Here is a 22,997-nt window from a genome sequence, read left to right on the forward strand (position 1 = left end):
GTTATTTCCCCTCACTAGTTATTTCCAACAAAATTTTCGATACGGCCAACCGCGTCAAGCAGTGAGGCCTTATCCGTTGCGTAGCTCAGCCGCGCATAGTCCGGCATGCCGAACGCCCGGCCGGGCACCAGCGCCACCCCGGTTTCCTGCAGCAGCGCCGCCACGAACTCGTCGACACTGGTGTAGTGCGTGAGCGCGGCGGCACGCTTGACCTGCGGAAACAGGTAAAACGCCCCTTGCGGCTTTTCAGGCAGATCGAAGCCCGGCAGCTTTTGCACCAGCGGAAAAATCGTGTTTAACCGGTCTTCAAACGCCTGGCGCATACTTGCCACCGCGGTGCCGTCACTGGTGAAAGCCGCCACGGCCGCATACTGGCTCGCCGCCGTGGGATTACCAGTGGCGTGGCCCAACAGCTTACCGAGGGCCCCAATCAGTTTCTCCGGCCCGGCGGCAAAACCAATGCGCCAGCCGGTCATTGCGTAAGACTTGGAGACGCCAGAGATCAGAACCGTGTTGGCGGTGATGGCCGGATCGATTTCGATCATCGAGGTGTAACTGGCACCGTTGTATATCAGGTCGCGGTAGATATCATCCGCGACGACCAGGATGCCGTGCTGCAGCGCCCAGTTGCCGATCAGTGTCAGCTCCTGGCGGGAGTACACCACCCCACTGGGATTTTGCGGTGAGTTGATGATCACGGCGCGGGTTTTGGCTGTCCGCTGCGCTTCCAGCTCGTCGACTGTCACCTTAAAGTGCGCGGCCGCGGCAACGGCACGCGGCACTCCACCGGCCAACCGGATCTGTTCCACGTACGAGACCCAGCCGGGCGTTGGGACCAAGACTTCATCGCCTGGGTCCAGCAGTACTTGGAATAAGCCGTAAAGGGCCATTTTAGCCCCGGTAGTCACGGCAATTTGCGCCGGCTCGTACGTCACACCGGTTTGCGCCGCCACGTGCGCGGCAATTGCGTCCTTAAGCTCGGGAATCCCGGTGGCCGGCGTGTAGAAACTCGCCTGGCCGGAATTGATCGCGGTCGTGGCCGCGGCGTCGATAAAGGCCGGCGTCGTAAAGTCCGGCTGGCCGATCGACAAGTCGATCACGTCCTGCCCGTTGGCCTTCATTTGCTTCGTGAGACTACTGATTGCCAGTGTCGCCGAAGGGGCCACGCTGTTAATACGCTTTGCTAAATGCATCCAATTCCTCCTCGAGGAGCCTTACAGGTTCCGAATGGACTTCACCTGCGTGCCCGTCTTGAAATCGTATGTCACGTAACCCAGTTTACCAGACTTCGTGATATAGCCAACATCCCAGACGAATTTCTTTGCGCGCCACCGCAGGCCAGCGTTCAAGATCTTACGCGGGCTAAATTTGGTCTGAGCCTGCCCGATTGCCGCACTGCGACTAATGCCACTGCCCTGAGCGGCGACCCGGACCTTACCAGTTTTCTGGCGAATCAGCACGTAAACCGGCTGGTTCTGTCTGGTCGTACCCTGCACCGTGAGATAAGAATCGTCCTCTTTATCCCAGTAAAAGTTGCTGACCTGCTTGACGTTTGCCGTTTTGCGGGCAATGGCAATGGCCTGCCGGCGCACGGAGTAAAGCGGGCTTAACGCGCGTACATACGCGCCGATAATGATGGCTAAAATGACCAGGCCAACGGCAGGCCCCACCAGGTTCCGCCACTGCATTCGATTACTGCGCATGGTGCGCCTCCTTTTTGATGATGGTGTGATCAAGCCACGCATTGGCCAGCGGAATCAAGTCCGCCAGCGGCAAACTCATCGGCTTCAGGTTCGGCAGACTTTTGGCCATTTGCCGGCCGTAAGCGGTGGTCCCCAAGCGCGGATCCAAGACCACGAACACCCCGCGGTCGCGCTCGGTGCGAATCAGCCGGCCGAAGCTTTGCCGAAACCGCAAGATGGCCCGCGGCAGCATGTCCGCCGCAAACGGATCCTCGCCGCGCGCGGCAAGCGCCTGCTCCCGCGCTCTCACGTCGGGGCGATCCGGGTTGTCGAAGGGCAGCCGCGTCAAGATGACCTGCTCCAGCTGCTTGTCCGGATAGTCGACCCCTTCGAAAAAGCTTGCTGCGCCGAGGAGCAGCGTTTGCTCTCCCACCGCAAAGCGCTTGGCGATCCGTGACGCCGTGCCGGTCACGCCTTGCGCAAGTAGTTCCTTGTGCCCGGCAATCGGCATGCGGGCGAGGCGGCGGTACACCTCGTCGATCATTGCCAGCGAGGTGAACAGGACCAGCGTTTGGTGCTGATTGTCAGCCAGCTGCGCAATCGCCCCAGCCAAGTTATCCGCATAGGCGCTGGCAGGCAGGTCGTGAGCGTTCGGGGCATCAGTCGCCAGAAACACCTGGGCCTGCTGCTTGTAATGAAACGGACTGCGCAGGCGCAGGGTTTGCGCCTCTGGGAAATCCTGATAACCCAGCTGACCCGCTAGATAGTCAAACTTGCGGCCGACTGTGAGGGTCGCGCCGACAAAGACAGGCGCGGTGAAGTGCGAGAGTTCTTCTTGAATGATAGCACCCGCGGCAAAGCGCGTCCAAGTCACGGCTAAACTCAGCCGGTCATTTTGATTGGCCAGCGTTAGGCCGACGACCACCTGCGCCTTTGCTAAGCCCTGAAGATCCAGGTGGCTCAGACGATCGGTTTGGCGCTGCAGCGCGCTGAGCAGCCCGGCCAGCCCTTCCAGCAGCGGCGCCGCGCCAAAGTGACTTTGCTGCTGTTGCACCGTCTCGGCAACGCTGGTAACACTTGCCAAAAGCGGGGGCAGCTGCCGCTTCAGCCCGGCCAGTGGCGCGTCTAACTCACCGTTCAGCCAGCTGACCCCTGCCTCGTCAAGGGTTTGGGCCACCCGGCCGCTGGGATGGCTAATTGGCGTGAAGTTGCGGCGGTAGAGTTTATCCTGCAGCTGCTCGATTTGATTCTCAAGGGTCTCAATTTGGGCCCTGGCCTGGCTCAGTTGATAACTCAGCGCCGCCGAGGACTGAACAAGTTGGGAAAGGCCTTCGCCATGCTGCCCTTCGATAAAGGTGAGCAGTTGCCCAAGCCTTCGCCTGAGTTTGCCGAGATCCAGCGTCCGCGAAAACGCCTCTGCCGTCGTATCCGCGAAGTGCTGTGCTTCATCCACCACAAGATAGTCCGAGGTTCCCGGCAGCTCCTGAAAATGCCGCGCCAGATAGGCGTGATTGGTGACGATAATGGCGGCCCGCTGAACTTCGTTTTTCAGGCGTACCAGAAAATCGGCGTCGGCGTATGGTCCTGGCATCGCCAGTCGGTTATCGCCGGTCGCCTGAATGCGCGCGAATAAAGGCGCGTGATAATTGGTCAGCTGCAGTTCATCTAAATCGCCGGTCGCGGTTTGCGTCAGCCACACAATGATCTTCATTTGGAGCAGCCGCGTCAGCCGGTTGGCCCGCGGCAGCTGCAGACTGGCGGCAAATTTGGCCAGGTCCAAGTAGTGCCGCGGACTTTTCAAAAGGACTGCGGGCAGCGTCAACCCAGTGAGTTCCCGAACACTCTTCAGCTCCTTGTTAACCAACTGGGTTTGAAGCAGCGTTGTGTGCGTGGTGACCACTAGCTGATGCGCGGGGCTGGCCAGATAGGCGTAAGGCAGCAGGTACCCCAAACTTTTCCCGGCCCCAGTCCCCGCCTCGATCATCAGCGGACGCCGTTCGCCCAGCGCATTGGTGTGGATCATGTCCATCATGTGCGCCTGCACCTGCCGGAACCGAAACTGCGGCCGCAGCATGGCCTTTTTGGCCGCGTCATCGGCAGGATAAACCGCCTGGCCCACCTCGGGTTCCAGCCCCTGCGGCTGCCTGATCACTAAGTCGCCCACCTGCTGCATGTCGGCGGTCAAAGGCTGGTCGGGTTTGACTGCGGCCTTTAAGAAGTCGCCAGTGTCGCGCAGTAGGAACGTGCCATGGCGGCTGAGCAGCTTTTGGGTCGGGGTCGGCAGCGCTTGAAAGACCGCCCGCAGCCGCCAAAGGAGTTTGGCCGTGCTGATGGCATCACTATCCGCCCGGTGGGGGTGGTCGTGGGTGATGCCCAAAGCGGCGGTCAGGTCACTCAAGCGGTAGCTGGCCTGCGTGGGCAGCAGCACCTGCGAAAGCTCCACCGTATCGACTGCGGCGTTGGTCAACGGCGGCTGTCCCGCCAAAGTCAGTGCGTTCGACAAAAAGGGATAGTCGAAGTTGACGTTATGCGCGACAATCACGGCATCCCCGATCAAATCGCGGATTGTTCCCGCAACGTCGGCGAAATACGGGGCCGCGGTCAGGTCAGCAGGGTGAATGCCTGTTAGTCGCTGAATGGCTTGCGGCACGGGGCGGTCAGGGTTGATCATCTGCGACATCGTGGAGAGGATGTGCCCGTCTTGCATGACCGCACACCCAAATTGAATGATGCGGTCTGAGTCACGCTCAGTCCCCGTGGTCTCAAGATCAATTACCGCGTACACTGTGTCGCCCGACATCTGCATTCTTCCTTCCGTTACTAACTATTTTTAACGCGTGCGCTTAACGGGCTGCACCTCATGCACATCCCCGGTTTCCAGCAGCACCAGGTAGCGGTGCAGCACGGGCTTTTTGGTCATCAGCGTCAGTGCCTCGGCGTAGACCTCAAGCTGGCCCTGATACCGTTCAATGACCTCATGAAGCTTGTTGCCGATGTGGTCCGTCTTGTAATCGAACAAGATGATCCCGTCTGGCTCCTCAATGAACCCGTCGATCACCCCGTGGACCAGGACGTCACCTTCCAGGTTGCTGGTGCTCGGCTGCTCATCTTCCGCCTGCGGAAAATCTGCGGCCGGCCACAGCAGCGAGAAGGCCTGCTCCCGGTGCACCTTGGTGGCCTCAGCGCCGAGCTTTTGGCCAAGCGGCGTCTGGAAAAAGGCCGCAACGTGTTCCAGCCGCATCGCGCTGCGGACTGCCGGCGTGATCAGCTTCTGACTCAAGAGCTGATCGGCCAGCTCTGCCAGTGTCGCTTCGTCATGTGGACCAGTCAGTGGCACCTGCTGCAGCAGCAAGTGCGTCGCGGTCCCGACTGCGGCGCCAGAGGTGGCTTTTGCCTCCCGCAGAAAGGCCGGCTTAGCAAAATCACTGGTAAGGCGGTGGCCCGTTTTGCGCGGCGAGCTGTCCTGGGCGTCGGTGACGTCAGGGTCTTCAAACATCCGCTTCAACTCGGTGACGCTTTGAAACCCGGTCGTGGTGGTTGCCCGCTCATTGGCGTAGGCGAAAGCCAGCCACTGCGCAAGGCGCCGGTCAAAGCCCGCCGGCTGCGGCTGGGCCGGCGCCTGGGTGGCCTCATTGTCCTCGCTGTCAAGATGAGGGTTGATTTGGTAATTTAGCTTAATGTCTGCCTTAGCCAGATCCGCCGCCAAGGAATCCTTGACCGCCCCACCGGCTTCAAGTTTCCCCGTGCGCGCTAACGCCATGCCGATCCAGTCAAGAAATGACCCCGCGGCAAGGCGCGGCGCAAGTGGCAGCACATCCTCACCGCCGTCTGCGTTAGCCAGCCAGCGTTTTTCCAGCCTCTCCTGCGTGTATAGGTTGCCTGATGATTTAGGGGTGCCAACAATGATCAATTGCTGTTCAGCGCGGGTCAATGCGACATAAAGCAGCCGCATTTCCTCTGCCCAAAGCTGCTTTTTCTTCTGGTTCTTGGCGATTTGGTACTGCGGCAGCAGATACTCGACGAAGGTCTGGGGATCCCGCCACTTGAGCCCAACTAGTTCACGCTTAGGCTCTCCTGGCCGGGCCGCCGGGGCTTGGCTGAGAATCGCAGCGGCTTTCAGGTCGCTGTCATTGAACTTTTTTTGACTATCAAGCAGGAAGACAATTGGAAACTGCAGCCCCTTGCTGTTGTGAATCGTCATTAGCGAAACAGCGTTGACATCTGAAGCCAGCGAAATTGGCTGGCTGAGGTCTTTGTCCTGCTTTTGCATGGTTTCAATGAACTGAACGAATGCAAACAGGCCTTTGAAGCCCCCTTTTTCGTATTCAGCCGCCCGTTTCGCCAAGGCTCGCAGGTTGGCCTGGCGCTGCCGCCCGCCGGCTTGGCTGCCGACGAGATCCAAAAAGCCCGTCTCTTCGTAAATATGCCAGATCAAGGCAGAAAGGTCATGAGTGCGCGCAAAGACCCGCAGCTCCTCCAGCAGCTCAGAAAAATCGCATAGTTTGTCGCGCAGGGCGGTTTCCGCTGGGTCAGTCACATCTGTCCGCTGGGCGTAGTTGAAGACTGCCTCATCGTAAGGACCGCTTTCTGCCGCAATGCGAATGCGCGCTAAATCATTGGCGTCCAGGCCCACGATTGGCGAACGCAGCACGGCGGTCAGCGGAATTTCCTGCTTGGGATTATCGATGATCCGCAGCAGACTGAGCATCACCATCATTTCGGTGGTTTTGAAGAAATTCTGCGTCTTGGACACCACCAGCGGGATGCCGGCCTTGGTAAAGACCTGTTGCAGGGTCAAATTATTGGTGCGACTCCGGGTGAGTAAAGTGATGTCGTGATAAGTCACTGGTCTGAGCCGATTTGCGGCATCTGGTGCCGCGTCTCTATCGAATAGTCGGGCCGGACTATTAGGTGCGGTGAGGGCCTTGATTTTGGCCGCGACCATGATCGCCTGGCTAACGCTGAGGTCATTATTGTCCTCTTCTTCGGCTTCTGCATCATCCGCCAAGTTGCTCGGCGTGGCCGCAGCTTTGACCTCTGGTGTATCTGCGTCTTTCACCTCGATCAACAGTTCAGTCGGCAGGTGGAAGTCTCTTGCTTGACCGGCTTCTTGATACTGATAGCCGGTATTTTCATGCAGCTTTTCGTCATCAGTGTAGGCAATGTCACCAAGCGCCTGGTCCATGATCTGAGTGAACACTAAGTTGGTGAACGCCAACACGTTCTTGGTCGACCGAAAATTTTGATTCAACGTGACAAGCTGGCCGTCTGTGTTGGCCCTTGAGTAGTCGTGGTAACGCTTAAGAAACTTCTGCGGATCGGCTAACCGAAACCCGTAAATGCTCTGCTTCATATCACCGACCATGAACCGATTGCCGTGATCTGGCGCCTTTTGGCTAACTGCATCCAGCAGGGCATCTTGCAGTGGATTAATGTCTTGATATTCGTCGACCAAGACCTCATCAAACAGGGCCCGGTAGTGGTCGCCGACCGTCAAGGAGGCCTGATTTTCGGCGTCAGCCTGGCCTGAAGCGCCTGCTTGCGGCTGATGGTTAAGAATCGCTAAGGCGTTCTGGGCGATGTCGCCGAAGGTCTGGACGCGGCGCGCTTTCTTCTCCGCCGCCATGGCCGTCAAGTATTCCAGCATTGTCCGCTGCAGCGTTTCGGCGACAGAATAAGCCCCTTTCATCGCGGCCTCAAGATCTGAAGGCGCAATGACAAACCAATCACTCAGTGCGCTTAGCGTCTCTTTAGCGGTGTCGCGCAGGGTTTGGGCGGACTTGATTGCCGCCCTGAATTCATCGTACTGATGCTCTTTTGCGGTCGGCGTCCGCCATTTGGGATAGGTGATGGCCCGAAATGCCGCATAGGCGGTCTGGTAACTGGGCTTCGTCAGCGTTGACATCTTCCTGACTGCGGTCAAAGTGGGGTTGATTTTTTCCTGCCAAAGCGAAAGAACAGGACTGCCGTTAACCAACTGCCCCGCTTCTTCCAGCAGTGGCAAACTGCGAGTCAGTTCGGGGGTGACTGCCGCCCAGACGTCGGCCATCCAGGACTCATTCCGCTCGGCGTAGGCCGCCGCGATTTGGCTCAGATACGCCTGCGGATCTTTGGTTGTCATCGCGTACTCGTACAGGTCAAACACAATGTCCTGCAAGCCGTCCTTGGTCGCCTTGGTCGAAAAGTTGGCCTCAAGCGCCGCAAAGTCATCCCGCCAATCGGTGGTCATGATATTCGCTCGCAGATCTTCCCAAACGCGCGTCTTGAACAGCAAGACCTCGGATTCATCTGTCATCATGCGATAACCGGGGTCCATGTCGATCACGTAATAGTAGTGATCCACCACCTGCTTAGAAAATGAGTCGAGGGTCATGATGTTGGCGGCACTAACCTGAGCGACCTCCTTGGCCAGATGTTGCCGCTGCGCTTGGGTTAAATCACCGTCAGTCAGTTGTTCACGCAGCTTGGTTTCGATTTTGAGCTTCATCTCGGCGGTGGCGGCCTTGGTGAACGTCACCACCAGCATTTTGCTCAACGAAGCGTCCGGATCATTCCTGAGACGATTGATGATGCGATCGACGAGGACCTTGGTTTTCCCGGAACCAGCACTGGCGGACACCAACAGATTACTGCCCGTTAATGTGACAGCCTTTTTTTGATCTTCGGTGAGGGTATTTGCGTCACTCATTCTGGTTGTCCTCCTGTTCAGCCTTGAGTCGGGCCAAGATCTCATCCTGTGAAAATGATGGGACATGATTGTATTCGTCGCCACCGGTTGCCGGATCAAACCGCATAATGGCCTGATAATCACTGCGCGTGATGATCGTGGACTCATGCTTGAACTGAAGCGGCGCTAGTTTGATCACGCCGTGCAGAATGTCATTTGCCGCCTGCTTGATCAGCTTTTCATTGTGCTGCAACAGCAGTTGCATGTCCGACAGCTTGTACATTTTCTTCTCGGCCTTTGCGGTTAGGCCGCCGCCCTGCTTCACGGCGATGCCGAAAACAGGAGACTGCCGACCAGTCGCCATTTTATCGCCTGGCTCAAGCGTCTGATCAAACGCGGAGATGAGATGCTGGTGCTGATCAAAGTCAGCGTCATCCGGAAGCAAGATCAGTCCGTCAAGCCGATAATAGTTCAATCGCGCTTCATTGATTTGCTTCTCGGCCAAGGGCTGATCTGGTGCTTTTGAATCAATCAGCTTCGCATATCTCAGGCTCGGCAGGTCAAGCACAAAATACTGCGCCCCAGCCGGGGTCATCCCCGCAAATTTTCCGTCAGTCTGCCGCACCGCATCGATGTACGTCAGCAGTTGCATCGTCTGCCCGTAGTAAGCATTCAGCATATCAAAGCTGTGGCTGCTTGACTTGTAATCAAGCACCACGAAGTAGCGGCGCTGATCAATCACGGCCTCATCTAGCCGATCAATCCGCCCGGCAACGGTGACACTGCGACCGCCTTCAAGTGGAAATTCCAGTCCTTTGATGGCCTTGTCGCCATGGCCGCGGCCAATATTCAGTTCAAAACCACTCGGCCGAAACGCGGTATTTGCTTGCTGATGGACTATTGCCAGCGCACTATTGGTCAGCATTGTGCTGATTTGGCCCGCGACAAATTGCCAGTAGCTGTCGGCCTGCAGGATATCGATGCCAAATTTTTGCGCCGTGCCTTGCACCAGTTCATTCACTGTTTGCCAAAGGGTCTTCTGCTTGATGAGCGCGTTCAGATCATACTGGGAATCACTGAGCAGCACCTCCATCACCTTGTGGTAAAGCGTCCCTGAATCCAATGGTGACAGCTCAAATTCAGGCCGCTTGCGCAGCTTCAACCCGTAAACCAAAAAATACTCGAACGGATTGGCGTAGAACCGCTCCAGTTGTGAAATCGAAATACTCATGTGCGGTGAGTAAAGTTGTTCAGCCAGCGCCGGCTGCAGTTCGCCGATTGGGTTTTGCGTGCCGGCATTTTGCGCCAAGCGGGTTGCCAATGCGCCCAAAGCCCCAGGAGTCCGCCGCAAGGCTGTCATGATCGTCTCCCAGGCTTCTGGCCGCGCACTATGACTCGACTGCGCCAGTTCAAAGATGCGCATGTAATCCGCCAACATCCCCCGCGGGCTGCTAAAGTCGCTATTCGCATTGAAATCAAGGCTTAACTCTGGCCAAGGCTCAACAGAGACGCCAAAGTACTTGGCCATTTGGGTCAAATAGCTGGAAGCGTGATTCTCCTCGTCGCCGTACTCGGGGTAGCTCAGCGTGAGCTTCTCACTGCCAGCCATCATGGCCAGGTAGTTGAGAAAAGCATCCCCGAGGGCACTTTCCGCCCCCGATTCAGGCAGATAGGCGCCTTCGTCGAGCAGCGGCTGAAGTGCCTCGCGGTCGGCGTCGGTGATGATGGGATGGTCAGTCGGGGTGTCCGGCATCACGGTGCTGGTCGCCCCGATCACGAAGACACGCTTAAACTTGGCCAGCCGACTCAGGCCGGTTTCGGACACGGTCACCTCATCCAACGTTGACGGGATTTGAGTGTAACTGGCGCCCGCAAAGCCAGCGTTAAGCAGGTCGGCAAACGATTGCAAGTTAAACTTATTTTCAGCCGCGGCTGCGGCCTCTGGCGCGCCACCACCAAGAATGTTGGCGTAGTCGTCCAGCAGAGTGACCAGTTTCTGCCAGGCCTGCTCACCAGCCGTTGACGCGGTGAGGTCTCCTTCGTCAATGGCGTCTTGCCGCCACTTTCCAAGGACACTGGTGACGCCAACCTGTTCCAGCCACTGGTAAAGCACTGTGGCCCCTTCGGCTCCGGTTTGCGCGTTTTCCCAGGCACTAAACAAAGGCGGCAGGTTAGTCGCCACAAAATCCCGAATCAGATTGATCTGAGTGGTTTTTTCGGGATCGGCCACAAACTCGTCGACTTCCTCATGTTTCTCATTCATGGAGTGATCGATATGGTCGATGTACTGCCACTGCTCCTCGCGCAGCCAGGCATCACCATGCTTGCCGGTTTTGAGCAAGAAGTTATCTGTAACATCCAGGGCCTCACGAAAATCAGCCGCGCTCATGCCAGAGGGAATCAGCAGCTCGGTTTTGAGGAGTTTCATCACGTCCTCGTACTGGTAGTGATACCGCTGAACCGCAAACAGGCTTTGAATCAGTGCAATGAGGGGATGATTTTCCATTGGCCGCTCTCGGTCAATGAAAACTGGCAGTCCCTGCTCGCTAAATACCGGTTGCAGGTACGGCTCATAGGGCGCCAAATGCCGCGCGACAATCAGAAAATCCCGATAGCGCAGATTAGGATCCTGGTGTAGTGCCATCACGATTTCCTTGGCCACGCCGCGCAGCTCGACGTAGGGCTCGCTCGCCTTTCTGATTTCAGGCTTGTTTGTCATTGTGGCGATCACGGCGTCAGCGTCAGGGGCGGCTGCCGCGCCTTCATCACCGCCGTATTGGCTGCGCCAGAACGCATCGACCCCAAGTCGCAGATCATTGGCATTGTCAAAGACGCTGCAGTAATGGGTGACAGGTTCCCACGTCCGCCCTGGAATATCATTCACCGACTGACTCAGCTGATAATACAGCTTGGCGGCAGGCAGAAATAACGCCGGGCCCTGCGGCTGCGCCTGCGGTTCTTGATCTAGCGTTAAGGCGACCGTTAAGTCGGCACCGGTGTGCAGCATCGTGTGGACCAGGTGAAATTCACTGGCCGACAGGTTATTGAAGTGGTCGAGGAAAAAGGCGGCGTGATGGAGCCGGTCGGCGTGGTCAACGACCCAGCGCGTCAACTGATCGAGCAGTGCTGCGGGCGTGGCGAAGGCCTGCACCTGCTTTTCGTAGGCTGCGGCGACAATTTGAAGTTCCTTCAGCTTTTCGGCGTCCTGAAGGTGGGCCTCTCCTCGGGTGACAGCATCCGCGAGCATGTCAGCAGTGACCCGGCCAGTTTGCAGCTCCGCCAGCTGATCGGCAAGTTCGGCAAAAAAGCCGGGATTTTGGGCCGACCCGGCAAACAAATTCAGCTGGTGCTTGGTGGCATCATCATTCAGCAGGTCATTGAACACCTTGCTGACCAGCATCGTGTTGCTGGCGCGATCCAGCGCTGGCTTCTGGTAAGCCTCCGTATTTTTCAGGAAGTACCAACCAAGCCGGCTAAACGACAGGACTTGCAGCCGACTGACCGCAAACTGCCCCTGTACCCCGCCATCGAGCGCTCGGAGCCCTTGCAGCAAACTGACTTCCGCTTCAAACTTCACGTGGTTCGGCACGAGGTAGAAGACCTCCTTGCCGGCTTTCAACGCCTGGTCAACGGCCGCAACCATTTTCTGGCGATGATCAGCCGCCGCTGTGCCTAGATAAAATTGCAACGTCATGTGCGGGCCTCCTGTCCGTTTTTCAACTGCTCTAAGTTTAGCATAAGCGACTAGTCCCGGCAGCGGCGATGGGGTATCATTTATAGGAATAAAAGGAGCGATTCTATGCATCAAGCAAAAGGTGAAAGCTGCGCCAAAATCATCCTGATTGGGGAGCACGCGGTCGTCTATGGCCAGCCTGCCATCGCACTGCCGATCAAGTCGATCAAACTGCAAGTGACCGTGACCCCTACGCAGGATCACCAGCAGAAGATCCGCTCAACTTTCTATCGCGGATTGCTGGCTGACGCCCAGCCCCCGTTCACCGGGCTGACCAAGTTGATCTCTCGCCTGCTGGTGTTCTTCAGCGCCGAATCGCAGGGCTTCACGCTGACGATTGAAAGTGCCTTGCCGGCCGAGCGCGGCATGGGGTCGTCGGCAGCCTGTGCAATTGCCATCATCCGCGCATTTTACGCGGCGTTTGATACCCCGCTGGACCGGGCCACCCTTCTGAACTGGGCCGCGGTCTCTGAAAAAGCAATTCACGGCAACCCCAGCGGCCTTGATGCCGCCACGACGTCAGCGGACCGGCCGCAGTGGTTTATCCGCGGCGCGGCGCCTAAAGCCATCCACTTTCCTTCCCGCGGTGTGCTGGTGATCGCCGACACGGGCGAAATGGGGCAAACCGGGGCCGCAGTGGGCCACGTTGCCGACCTTTTGCGCCGCGACCATGCGCAGTTTCAGCCGCTGATTGAAAGCATTGGGCTCGCTTCTCGCAAGGCGGCCGTTGCGTTGGCGCAAGATGATCTGCCCGCGCTGGGCAAGCAACTTAATACGGCCCAAGCCGCGCTGAGCCAACTGGGCGTCAGCGCTCCCTCCCTTGACCGGTTGATTCAGGCGGCGGCCGCCGCCGGGGCACTGGGGGCCAAGCTGACCGGCAGCGGCCAGGGGGGCTGCATGATTGCCTTGGCGCAAGACAGCACCAGCGCGGCGACTATCGCGCAGGCGCTGCACCGAGCTGGCGCCGCAGCCACCTGGCAGTATGACTTTTCCGAAAGTGAGGCGATTTCATGACAACCACCGCACGCGCACACACCAATATCGCTTTGATCAAATACTGGGGCAAACGCAATGCGAACTTGATCTTGCCGTACACCAGCAGTGTCTCGTTGACGCTGGATGATTTCTACACGGATACCACGGTCGCGTTTGACTCAGATTTGACCGCGGACACTTTTGTCCTTGACGGCAATCCGCAGCCGGCGCCCAAGGTCAGTGCCTTTTTGGATCTGGTGCGGGCGCAGGCCAAGCTGAACCAATTTGCCCGTGTCACCTCAGTGAACCATGTGCCCACCGCGGCCGGGCTCGCCAGTTCCGCGTCGGCGTACGCTGCCTTGGCGCTGGCCGCCAGTCGTGACGCCGGGTTGTCGCTGTCTTCACTTGAGCTTTCCCGACTAGCGCGGCGCGGTTCCGGGTCAGCATCGCGGTCGATTTTTGGTGGGCTGGCGATTTGGCATCGCGGCGAAGACGACCTCACCTCGTTTGCCGAGGCGCTGCCAGAGACCCGCTTGCCGCTACGCATGGTGGTGGTGATGGTCGATGCCGGACCCAAACCCGTGTCGTCTAGGCAGCTGATGGCCAACACCGTTGCCACGAGCCCCTATTTTTCGGCCTGGGTCGAAAACAACGAGCAGGCGGCCGGTGAGATGGTGAACGCCCTGGCCACAGCCGACTTCACTCGCGTCGGTGAGCTGACCGAGCAAAGCAGCGCCCGCATGCACGCGGCGATTTTCGCCAGCGCCCCGGCCTTCACCTATTTTCAGCCCGCGACGCTGCAGGTGTGGCACGCGGTTCAGACCATGCGCGCCCAAGGCATTCCCGCCTACGCGACGATGGATGCCGGCCCGAACGTCAAAATTTTGACGCTGGCGCCAGCCGTTGAAGCGGTCAAAGCGGCGCTCCCCGAGTTTCAAGACCGGCTGCTGGTGGCCGGCCCCGGTCCCGCGACCAAAGTATTGGAGGAAGCACGATGAGCCAATCGATTCAGTCACACCGCAAAGATGAACACGTCTTCCTAGCCGAAAAGTTTTTTGCCGCGCACGCGACAGCCGGCTTTGATGAGGTGCGCCTGCTTCACGATCCGCTGCCAGAAACCGCAGTTGGCGAAGTTGCCGTCAAACCCGCCCTGTTCGACTGGCAGTGGCCGTTTTTTATTAACGCAATGACCGGCGGCTCTAAGCAAACCGGCCAGTACAATCAGCAGCTCGCCACCATTGCCGCCCACACTGGGCTGGCCATGGCGACAGGGTCGCAGGCGGTCGCGCTGAAAGAGCCGGCGCTGGCCGAGACTTTTCACGTGGCGCGCACCGCTGACCCAGACGGGTTTTTGATCGGTAACATTGGCGCAAATAAAACGCCGGCGCAGGCGCAGGCAGCAATTGCCATGCTTCACGCCGACGCGCTGGAGATTCATCTGAACGCGGTTCAAGAACTGATCATGCCCGAAGGCGACCGGGACTTTCACTGGCTCGCTAATCTCCAGACGCTGGTCGAAACCAGCCCCGTGCCGGTGATCGTCAAAGAGGTCGGGTTTGGGATGACTAAGGAAGCTCTCGCCAAGTTGGCCGCCGTCAACGTAAAATACGTCGACGTTGGCGGCCGTGGCGGCACCAATTTCGCCCAAATCGAAGGCGTGCGGCGGCAAAGCGACGATTACCAGGACTTGATTGGTTTTGGCCAATCCACCGTTGAGTCGCTGCTGGAAGCCCAAGGCAGCGGATTGACGATCCTCGCGACGGGCGGCGTGCGCAGTCCCCTCGACGTGATCAAGGCCCTGCGGCTGGGCGCCAGTGCCGTGGGGATCAGCGGCCAGGTGCTCCACTGGCTGATCCAGGAAGGCCCGGCAGCCGCAGAGGCGCATATCAAGGCCTGGCAGCAGCAACTGCCCGCCTTGCTGGCCCTGCTGGGGGCGGCGGACCTCACCGCCCTGCAGCAGGTGCCGGTGGTCCTTTCCCCGGCCCTGGTCAGCTACGCCCAGCAGCGCCATTTGCCGCTGCCAAAGTGAAGTCTGCCCATCTAAAAGAAAATCAGACCAGCTTGCCTAGTCGCGTTCCATAAAGCAACGCCCAAACGCCCCTGCACCGCGATTTTAAACCAATCGTGGCGCAGGGGCGCTTATGCTTTGGGCTAAAATCGCTTGATGTCTCAGCCTTAGATGCGCAGTCCCTTAGGATACGCGTTTTTAATCGTGCCATTGACCGCCTTGCCAAGGGCAAAGCCGTGGCCTTGGTAGGTCAATAACACCGTTTGCTTTTTGGTCAGCGCCGGGCGACTAAGGGTTTCGCCGTGGCGATACTTGGCAAATTCTTCCTCAGACACCTCGACGACCGACTGAAACGCCTCAGGAGCTAGTGCTGTCGCCAGCGCATGCGCCGGCTCAAACCGGCCCTTCTTGAAGGTGCCCAGCGTCAAACCGGTACGCAGAATGTGTATGCCAACCAGCGCCGGTGTTTGCGGCGGCAGCGTGGCTAGCGTGTCCCGATTCAAGGTTAACGGGGCAGTAAACGGCTGCTTGAACGTCGTCTTCGCGAATTCGTCAAAATCATGCTGCTGCGTGCGGTTGAGCTTGGCGGGGGCAACGACCGCGCCGACCTGAACCACGCCGTCACCGGCTTTTTGCAGCTTGGCGACAAAGTGCCCTTCACCAGCCAACTGGTGCGGCCACAGCCGGGCGGTACCCAGCAGTGCCGGATCACCATTGGCCCACTCCGGGCGCCCGTTGGCGATGCCGTCAGGCTTAGTGATCGGCACCACGGTTAGCCCCAGATTGACCGTCGCCCAGGCAATCATCTGCTCGTCTTCTTCAGGGGCAAATGTGCAGGTCGAGTAGATCAAAACGCCACCCGGCCGCAACATTTTCACGGTTTCAGTCAGGATCTCCCGCTGGCGCTCGGCGCAGCTGACCGGGTAATCCGGGGTCCAGTAGGCCATGGCATCTGGATCCTTGCGAAACATCCCTTCACCGGAGCACGGTGCGTCAACCAAGATCCGATCAAATGCTTCCGGCAGCCGCGCTGCCAAATGAGCCGGATCACTGTTGGTCACCAGCGTGTTGGTCAGGCCAAAGCGCTCCACGTTACTGGAAAGCACGCGGGCGCGACCGGCGTTGATCTCGTTGGCGACCAGCAGCCCCTGTTGCTGCATGAAACTGCCCAAGTGGGTGGTTTTGCCCCCGGGCGCAGCACACAAGTCGAGCACCCGCTCGCCAGGGACAGGGGCGGCGACAGTCCCCACGAACTGTGCGCTGGGTTCTTGACTGTAGACATCACCAGCAATGTGAGCCAGCGAGGTCCCCGCCACCTTACCGTAGTGCCCCCACTGGCTCCAAGGAACCGAGGGCGCGTCACTTTCAGCATGGTGCAGCGGATTGACACGAAAGCCAGAAGCGGCTGGTCGGTCGAAACTGGCCAGAAACGCGTCGGCTTCAGCCCCCAGCAGGCGGCGATATTTTTCCTCAAACCCCTCAGGCAGATTCATGCTTGCGCTCCCTTTTTTTTGAATTGTGCATGATTAAACCATATAGTGCAACCGCCGCCAGCCCCCATAAACTGGTGGCGAAGACCACTAGACGCGGCCGGTCACTCAGGTAAAACCACCAGTTGGCGGTGAGCGTTCCGGCGGCGGTCAGCAGCGCCCCATAACCGGCCAGCCGGACCCACTGCGTGCGCAGGGCCCGCGTGCGCTGCGGCGCTTTGAGCTCGGCTGGCAGCGTGTTTTTGATAAACCACTGCGCAAGCCAGGCAATCAGCAAGGCACCCAGCACCAGAAGAACGCACCATAAGGCAGTTACGCCGCTGGTTTGCCACCAGTCGGAAACGCCAAGGTGCTGGCGGTACTGATACTTTGAGGCCTTGCCACCGAGCAGCTTGGCCAGCTGACTCTTTTGCTTTTGAATATTGGCGCCGTCCGCATAAATTTTAACGTTGGCCAGGCGTGGTGCCGCTTGGCCGGCGCCACTAGCATTCAGAAAAATAGCCTGGTTAAGCCGCTGGCTGCGCGGCGAGGACACGACCCCTAGAACCGGAATGTATTGGCCGTTTTGCTTCAAATACTGCTGGTGGCTGCCGGTGGCGAGGCGCGCACTTAAATCATTGCCGACCACGGCGACGGGTAGCGGCGACTGCAGATCGGCGTCGGAAAACCACTGACCAGAGGCAAGCGGCAGCTCGCCGTAGCTGCCTTTCGCGTAAAGGAAGACCCGGGCGCCACTGGCGCGAAACTGCACCTGAACATTTGTCAGGTCGCTTTGGGCCAGTTTGGCGGCGGCTTGCGGCAGCGTTAACGGCGATTTCGTCGTAATTTTAACCGCCTGCTCGCTGAGGTTGTAGTGATCCAGCAGTTCCGCGTATTCGGTTTGGTCATGCGTTGACCAGACCCAGCCGGCCCCGAGGATCAGCAGGATCCAAGCCGCCGCTAAAATGAACAGTCGCTTCAAGGTGCAGCCTCCTTTCTATCGAATCAAGTAAATACGGTCGTTGATGGCGTCAAACCGGGGAAATGCCCGGTTGAGCGGCAGCAGCCGGCGGTCAGGTACGAATTCAGCAAGCTGCCAAAAAAGCTGGCTGTTGGTCGCACCAAAGCGCTCACCGATCACAAACAAATCGAGTCTGGCAAACCGCGCGCGCAGCAGCTTTAAGAAGGCCGCGTCGCTCCATTCGTGATCCGGGGACCACGCCATGACCACCGCATCGACCTGATCGCCCCACTGCCACAAAGCCGCACTGGCACCGGCGCGGTGGACCGGAAGCAGCGGGGTGCGCCCGGTCACGTTTTCCCCTTGCCAGCTCAAACTGTCAGACGCGATTACTTGGTTACCAGCCTGCCGCAAACCGCAGCTGACATAGCCGTTGCCCGCGGCCACCTCCAGATAACGTCTGGGGCCAAACAGCGCCGTCCACTCGGCAAACAAGGTCTGCTGGACGAAGGCCCACATGCCATAATGATAAGCAATGTACTGACGAAAGTTGCGCAGCAAATGGTCCATGGCGCTGACCGCCGCCAGCGGAACGTCGAAGCGGTATTGTGCCTCGGCCATCGCCTCGCCGCTCAGTCCGAGCCGAGGCAATGGCCGGGCGGGCAGCTGGCGTTTGGCGACCGCCTCACGAAAGGCTGTGATGGCCGCCATCTGCGCCTGAATGTCAGGGGTCGGCATACGCTTGGCCAATTGATTAAGTTTCACCCAGTAGTCCAAAGCAGCCTCCCTGCCAATGAAAAAGCCGCTGAATCACCAGCGGCTTCACAATTGCTTAGTGGATTCCCAGCGCCATCTTCGCGTAACGACTCATGCGTTCCGGCCCCCACTGCGGATACCAGACCAAGTGAATGTCGACAGAAGTGATGCCCGGGACGGCAAGCAGGGCCTCATGGATGCTGTCATCCAACATCGTGGTCAGCGGGCACCCCATGGTCGTCAGGGTCATTTCCACGTCGCAGTGCCCGACATCATCGAGGTCAACGCCGTAAATCAGCCCTAAGTTGACAATGTCGACGCCGAGCTCTGGGTCGATCACCCCTTCGAGGGCCTTGACGATTGCCTTTTTCATTTTGGCAAAGTACGCGTCTTCCTCAGGCGTCGTGGTTTTCTCATCAGCCATGGTCATGGCCTCCTACTCGTTGGCCTTCAAGGTCCCGGCAACCGCATAATGATCCGGCGTCATCTCGTTAAGCACGATGTGGATGTGCTCGGCGGGGGCGCCAGTGTTCTTGGCAATGGCAGCTGTCACGTCCTGGCACATTTTGGCCAACTGCTCCGGGGTCCGGCCTGCTAACAGATCAATGTGGACTAGTGGCATGTGATCACTCCTTAGTTTTGCTTCTTGCCCAAATTATACCCGAGATTGCGGCGCTTGAACAGGTGCCCGCCGCTTGGCGTCTTGCTCATCCGAAGTGAGAAATTCGCCCACTACATCGACTGTGTTCAAGATATCGATGAAGGCCTGGTGATCAGCGCCCAACGTCGCCTGAGTGAGGTCGTACAGTTCGTAGCGCGTGATCACGATCATTAGCGTCGTGTTGGGCCGGTGCAAAAAGCCGCCGCGGCTTGGGATCACCGTGATACCGCGAATCAGCCGGGCTGAAACCGCCGCGACCACCGCATCCGGGTGTTCGGTGACGATCATCGCCGTGATTTTCTGGTTCGACGTGTGGATCATGTCGACCACACGCGTCATGCAGTAAATCGAAATAATCGTGTACAGCGCGCTTTCCCACTGCAGACCAAACCCGGCAATCAGGACAATGATCAAGTTGATGCCGAACATCAGCCAGCCCACCGATTTCCTGGTGGTTTTCGACAGGTACATCGACAGGATGTCGAACCCGCCGGTCGAAAACCCGTAGCGCAGCGCAATGCCGACCGCCGCGCCGGTCAAAACACCGCCGAAAATGGAATTCATCAGCGGGTCGTTGGTTAACGACTGCACCGGCAGCACAATGGTGAAGCCAGAAATAATCAAAATATTGAGAATACTGAACAAGGTGAAACTGCGTCCCAACTTGCGCCAGCCAAGATAAGCAATCGGCATGTTGATCAGGAGGTTGAACCAGCCGGTCAAATCACCGCTTGACAAACCCAGGCGATGAAGAAAAATCGAAATCAGCTGGGCCAGTCCGGTCGCGCCGGCCTGAAACACCTGTGCCGGGGTGAGAAAAAAGTTTAAGGCGATCGCCGTTAGCAGGCCGCTGACCAGGGCCACGCCGATTTTCGTCAAGGTGTCGTGCTGAACAAACTTCGTGAGTTTTGCCATGCTTCTGCCTACCTGTTCACAATTTATCAACACCCGTGCAAGAAATGGCCTGCCCGCGGCGTTTCATCCCTCCTAGAATACACGGAGAACTGACGAAAATACAGCCCCTACTGCGCGTTTTCGGGTATAATAAGCACAAACCCGCAACTCGTACCCAACTGTTCTCGATTTGTGAACAAAGAAAGGAAACAAACTATGGCACGTTCATCTTGCACCAGTATTTTGATTGGCAAAAAAGCGACCGCTGACGGCAGCGTCATGATTGGCCGCAATGAGGACTCAAAAGCCGCCTGGCCCAAGCGCCTCGTCGTTCATCCGGAAACAAACGGCACAGATCCGGTGCCGTTTGCATCCAAAGCCAACGGGTTCACGCTTTCCTTGCCCGCGCATGCGTTGAAGTACACCGCCACCCCGGAATGGACCGATCAGTACGGCCTGTTTGAAGAAGCCGGCATCAACCAAGTCGGCGTCGCGATGAGCGCCACCGAAAGTGCCTACGCGAACGCCCGGGTGCTGGCTGGCGACCCGTTCGTGCCCGATGGCATCTTGGAAGAAGCCATGGTGACAGTAATCCTGCCCTATTGCCACTCGGCGCGAGAAGGCGTCAAGCGGCTGGGCGAGATTATCTCCGCCCAAGGCACCGGTGAAGCCAATGGCGTGCTGTTTGCCGATCACGACGAAGCGTGGTACATGGAGATCGGCTCGGGCCACCACTGGGTTGCCGAGCGTATCCCGGATGACAGCTATGCCGTCGTGGCCAACCAGCTGAGCATCGAAGTGATCGATTTTAACAGTGCCGACTACCTCACCCGCCCCGGGCTTGCCGCCTTCGCCGAGGCCCATCACCTGTGGCAACCGGGCACGCCGTTTAATTTTCGCCGCCTTTTTGGCACAGATACGCCGTTTGATCGCACCTACAACACGGCGCGGGTGTGGGACGGCCAGCGCCGTCTGACGCCGAGCCGCGTCAGTGGCCCGATGGATGACCTGCCGTTCACCCTCAAGCCTGACCAGTTGCTGCATGTGGATGATGCCTTTCGCGTGCTTGGCGGGCACTTTGAGGAGACGCCGTACGATCCGGTCGATCCCAGCGCTGCTGCCCCGCATCGCTTCCGCCCAATCAGCCTAGCCCGCACCCAGGAGAGTCACGTGCTCCAGCTGCGGCCGAATCTGCCCGAGGAGCTGGCGGGCATCCACTGGCAGGCCATGGGCGTGGCCGCAGAAAGCCAGTTCGTCCCGTTTTTTGCCGGCACCACCACCACGCCTTTGGACTACCAAGTCGGCGCGCTGCCGCCCAGTCCGGATTCCGCGTACTGGCAGTACAAGCTTGCCAGCGTCTTGATCGACGCCCACTACTGGCACTTCCAGCAGGCGCTGCAGCAAACCCAGTCGGCCACGCACGCAAAGCTGCTTGCCAATATCGCCCAAACCGATGCCCAAGCGAATACTGCCCCTGATTTGGCAGTGCTGGCCACCAGCGCGAGCGCGGCCAATGCAGCAATTGCTAAACAGGCTTGGCAAGCCTTCACTGCGCGGCTGCTTCAAGAGTCGGCCGACCTCAGCCCATTGAACTTCAACACCGACGACCAGCTTTAACGCAATTCAAAGGCGCCTCCTGCAATTGCAGAAGGCGCCTTGTTTGCATGGTCAGATAAAGGTAAACGGATCGGTGTTCAGCGTCGACGCCACCACGTGCAGCGGCCAGTTGTTCTGCTCAGCCCAGCCGATCAGCAGCTCGCGTACCTTATTTTTCATAATGGATTCGATATGATGGCCAGGGTCGATCACCGGCAAGTGATGCGCCAGCATGTCGTGGCCGGTGTGGTAATAGACATCACCGGTGACGAACACATCGGCGCCGGCCTTCAGGGCATCCGGATAAAACTGGCCGCCGTCGCCACCGACAACTGCCACCGTTTGCACCGGCAGCGTCAGATCATCGGCAATCACGCGCAAGCCGTCAACGTTAAAGATGCTTTTCAGTTCCCGGGCAAACGCCTCGACCGTGGTTGCCGTCTTCAACTCGCCGACTCGGCCCATGTTCGCCTCATCGCCGGCCTCAATAAACGGCTTCACATCGGTCAGATGCATGGCTTCCGCCAGCCAGTCGTTCATCCCACCGTTGGCCCGATCTAGGTTGGTGTGCGCCGCGTAAACTAAAATATCATGCTTGGCGAGTTCACCGTACATGGCATTTTGCGGATCGGCGTAATTCAGATTCCGCGGGGCGTGAAACACCGCCGGATGATGGGCAAAAATCATGTCCGCGTTCAGCGCGATGGCCTCGTCAACTACCTCCGGCCGCACATCCAGCGTGACCAACACCGTATGAACGGCGCGGGTGCCATCCCCGATTTGGATGCCGACCGGATCCCCAGGCACCGCCAGGGTCTGCGGGGCAAATTGTTCAAATTGGGTAATGATATCATTTCCGGTCAGCATGACTTTCCTCCTTCAACAGCGCCAGGCGCGCCTGCTCCGCCGCAATTTTGGCTTCCGGCACAGCGCTGGCATTGGCCAGCCCCTGCAGGACGGCTTCCGTCTTTTCGATGTCCAGTGCCAACTGTTGCACAAATAACGCGCTGCGCTTGCGTCGCAGCACCGGCCCCATAATTAGGTCCGCTTCGGTGTAAGGCACCTGCGGCCGGGTCTGGCCGACACTCATCAGCGGATAGACGTGGCCGGCGTCTGCCACCAGATCCTCATCCAAAATGCCAAACTCGTGCGCAGCCAAAAAGCGGCGCAGTGCTTCGGCGTCACGGTTGGGCCCGAGAATCAACGTCTCGGTGCCATCCAGGTGCCCCATCCCGGCGTCAATGATCGACTCGATCAGTTGCCCGCCCATCCCGGCGATGTAAATTGTGTCTAAGGCGTCTGCCGCCGTCAGGCCCGCCAAGCCGTCTGCTTGCCGGACCACGATGCGGTCAACCATTCCGGCGTCATGAATGTTAGCCTTGGCAATCGCAACCGGGCCCGCCCCAATGTCGCTGGCAACAGCAAAGTCGATCTGGCCGGTTTGGGCGAGATAGATGGGGAGATAGGCGTGGTCGGTGCCGATGTCGGCGATGCGGCGGCCGTCGTTGTTCAACGCCGCTAAATGCGCAAGCCGTTTTGATAGATGAATCGGTGACATGATCAAACTCCTTTGAGTATTATATGAGTCTAGTATA

The 22,997-nt window shown here is 58.5% G+C and carries 17 protein-coding genes; 4 read left to right on the forward strand and 13 right to left on the reverse strand.

Going from position 1 to position 22,997, the window contains the following annotated elements:
- Positions 1-14 precede the first annotated feature (14 nt).
- The 5 genes from EKM86_RS00340 to EKM86_RS00360 are packed head-to-tail and all read right to left on the reverse strand — an operon-like array spanning position 15 to position 12,043.
- Positions 15-1,193: a pyridoxal phosphate-dependent aminotransferase gene (locus EKM86_RS00340; protein WP_125754515.1), complete on the reverse strand. Its 1,179-nt coding sequence runs from the start codon at positions 1,191-1,193 to the stop codon at positions 15-17.
- A gap of 21 nt (positions 1,194-1,214) precedes the next feature.
- Positions 1,215-1,703 (reverse strand): cell wall elongation regulator TseB-like domain-containing protein, encoded by a 489-nt coding sequence (locus EKM86_RS00345; RefSeq protein WP_225419323.1) that lies wholly within the window; start codon positions 1,701-1,703, stop codon positions 1,215-1,217.
- Positions 1,693-4,482, reverse strand: a complete 2,790-nt coding sequence (locus tag EKM86_RS00350; RefSeq protein WP_125754516.1) for a helicase C-terminal domain-containing protein — start codon at positions 4,480-4,482, stop codon at positions 1,693-1,695. Before EKM86_RS00350 ends, EKM86_RS00345 begins: the two co-directional genes overlap by 11 nt.
- Positions 4,483-4,512: 30 nt before the next feature.
- Positions 4,513-8,370: a helicase-exonuclease AddAB subunit AddA gene (gene addA / locus EKM86_RS00355; RefSeq protein ID WP_164506095.1), complete on the reverse strand. Its 3,858-nt coding sequence runs from the start codon at positions 8,368-8,370 to the stop codon at positions 4,513-4,515.
- Positions 8,363-12,043, reverse strand: coding sequence for a PD-(D/E)XK nuclease family protein (locus EKM86_RS00360; protein ID WP_164506096.1), 3,681 nt, complete (start codon positions 12,041-12,043; stop codon positions 8,363-8,365). Before EKM86_RS00360 ends, addA begins: the two co-directional genes overlap by 8 nt.
- 105 nt (positions 12,044-12,148) lie before the next feature.
- Between EKM86_RS00360 and mvk the strand changes: the two genes are divergently transcribed.
- Genes mvk through fni form a run of 3 tightly spaced genes read left to right on the forward strand, consistent with a single transcriptional unit; the run spans position 12,149 to position 15,086 of the window.
- A complete protein-coding gene (mvk, locus tag EKM86_RS00365) occupies positions 12,149-13,096 on the forward strand; it encodes a mevalonate kinase (protein WP_125754519.1) in 948 nt (315 codons plus the stop codon).
- Positions 13,093-14,055, forward strand: coding sequence for a diphosphomevalonate decarboxylase (mvaD, locus tag EKM86_RS00370; protein WP_125754520.1), 963 nt, complete (start codon positions 13,093-13,095; stop codon positions 14,053-14,055). The genes mvk and mvaD overlap by 4 nt, the downstream gene beginning before the upstream one ends.
- Positions 14,052-15,086 (forward strand): type 2 isopentenyl-diphosphate Delta-isomerase, encoded by a 1,035-nt coding sequence (gene fni / locus EKM86_RS00375; protein WP_125754521.1) that lies wholly within the window; start codon positions 14,052-14,054, stop codon positions 15,084-15,086. The genes mvaD and fni overlap by 4 nt, the downstream gene beginning before the upstream one ends.
- Positions 15,087-15,232: 146 nt before the next feature.
- Here fni and EKM86_RS00380 read toward each other — a convergent pair whose 3' ends face one another.
- The 6 genes from EKM86_RS00380 to EKM86_RS00405 are packed head-to-tail and all read right to left on the reverse strand — an operon-like array spanning position 15,233 to position 19,827.
- Positions 15,233-16,558 (reverse strand): RsmF rRNA methyltransferase first C-terminal domain-containing protein, encoded by a 1,326-nt coding sequence (locus EKM86_RS00380; protein WP_125754522.1) that lies wholly within the window; start codon positions 16,556-16,558, stop codon positions 15,233-15,235.
- The gene (locus EKM86_RS00385) at positions 16,545-17,516 is read right to left on the reverse strand and encodes an ABC transporter permease (protein WP_125754524.1); all 972 of its coding nucleotides are present in this window, start codon (positions 17,514-17,516) and stop codon (positions 16,545-16,547) included. The genes EKM86_RS00380 and EKM86_RS00385 overlap by 14 nt, the downstream gene beginning before the upstream one ends.
- Positions 17,517-17,531: 15 nt before the next feature.
- Positions 17,532-18,272, reverse strand: a complete 741-nt coding sequence (locus tag EKM86_RS00390) for an SAM-dependent methyltransferase (protein WP_125754525.1) — start codon at positions 18,270-18,272, stop codon at positions 17,532-17,534.
- 55 nt (positions 18,273-18,327) lie between these two features.
- The gene (locus EKM86_RS00395) at positions 18,328-18,675 is read right to left on the reverse strand and encodes a metal-sulfur cluster assembly factor (protein WP_056988955.1); all 348 of its coding nucleotides are present in this window, start codon (positions 18,673-18,675) and stop codon (positions 18,328-18,330) included.
- Positions 18,676-18,687: 12 nt separating this feature from the next.
- Positions 18,688-18,873 (reverse strand): 2-hydroxymuconate tautomerase, encoded by a 186-nt coding sequence (locus EKM86_RS00400; RefSeq protein WP_125754526.1) that lies wholly within the window; start codon positions 18,871-18,873, stop codon positions 18,688-18,690.
- 33 nt (positions 18,874-18,906) lie between these two features.
- Positions 18,907-19,827 (reverse strand): YitT family protein, encoded by a 921-nt coding sequence (locus EKM86_RS00405; protein ID WP_125754528.1) that lies wholly within the window; start codon positions 19,825-19,827, stop codon positions 18,907-18,909.
- 195 nt (positions 19,828-20,022) lie between these two features.
- On the opposite strand from EKM86_RS00405, the gene EKM86_RS00410 reads away from it, so the two are divergent.
- Positions 20,023-21,423: a C69 family dipeptidase gene (locus EKM86_RS00410; RefSeq protein WP_125754529.1), complete on the forward strand. Its 1,401-nt coding sequence runs from the start codon at positions 20,023-20,025 to the stop codon at positions 21,421-21,423.
- A gap of 51 nt (positions 21,424-21,474) precedes the next feature.
- On the opposite strand, the gene EKM86_RS00415 is transcribed toward EKM86_RS00410, so the two are convergent.
- Positions 21,475-22,269: a Nif3-like dinuclear metal center hexameric protein gene (locus tag EKM86_RS00415; protein WP_125754531.1), complete on the reverse strand. Its 795-nt coding sequence runs from the start codon at positions 22,267-22,269 to the stop codon at positions 21,475-21,477.
- Positions 22,253-22,960, reverse strand: a complete 708-nt coding sequence (locus EKM86_RS00420) for a tRNA (adenine(22)-N(1))-methyltransferase (protein ID WP_125754533.1) — start codon at positions 22,958-22,960, stop codon at positions 22,253-22,255. The genes EKM86_RS00415 and EKM86_RS00420 overlap by 17 nt, the downstream gene beginning before the upstream one ends.
- Between the last annotated feature and the right edge of the window lie 37 nt (positions 22,961-22,997).

Source organism: Lacticaseibacillus hegangensis (genome assembly GCF_003946465.1).
GTDB classification, from domain to species: Bacteria; Bacillota; Bacilli; order Lactobacillales; family Lactobacillaceae; genus Lacticaseibacillus; species Lacticaseibacillus hegangensis.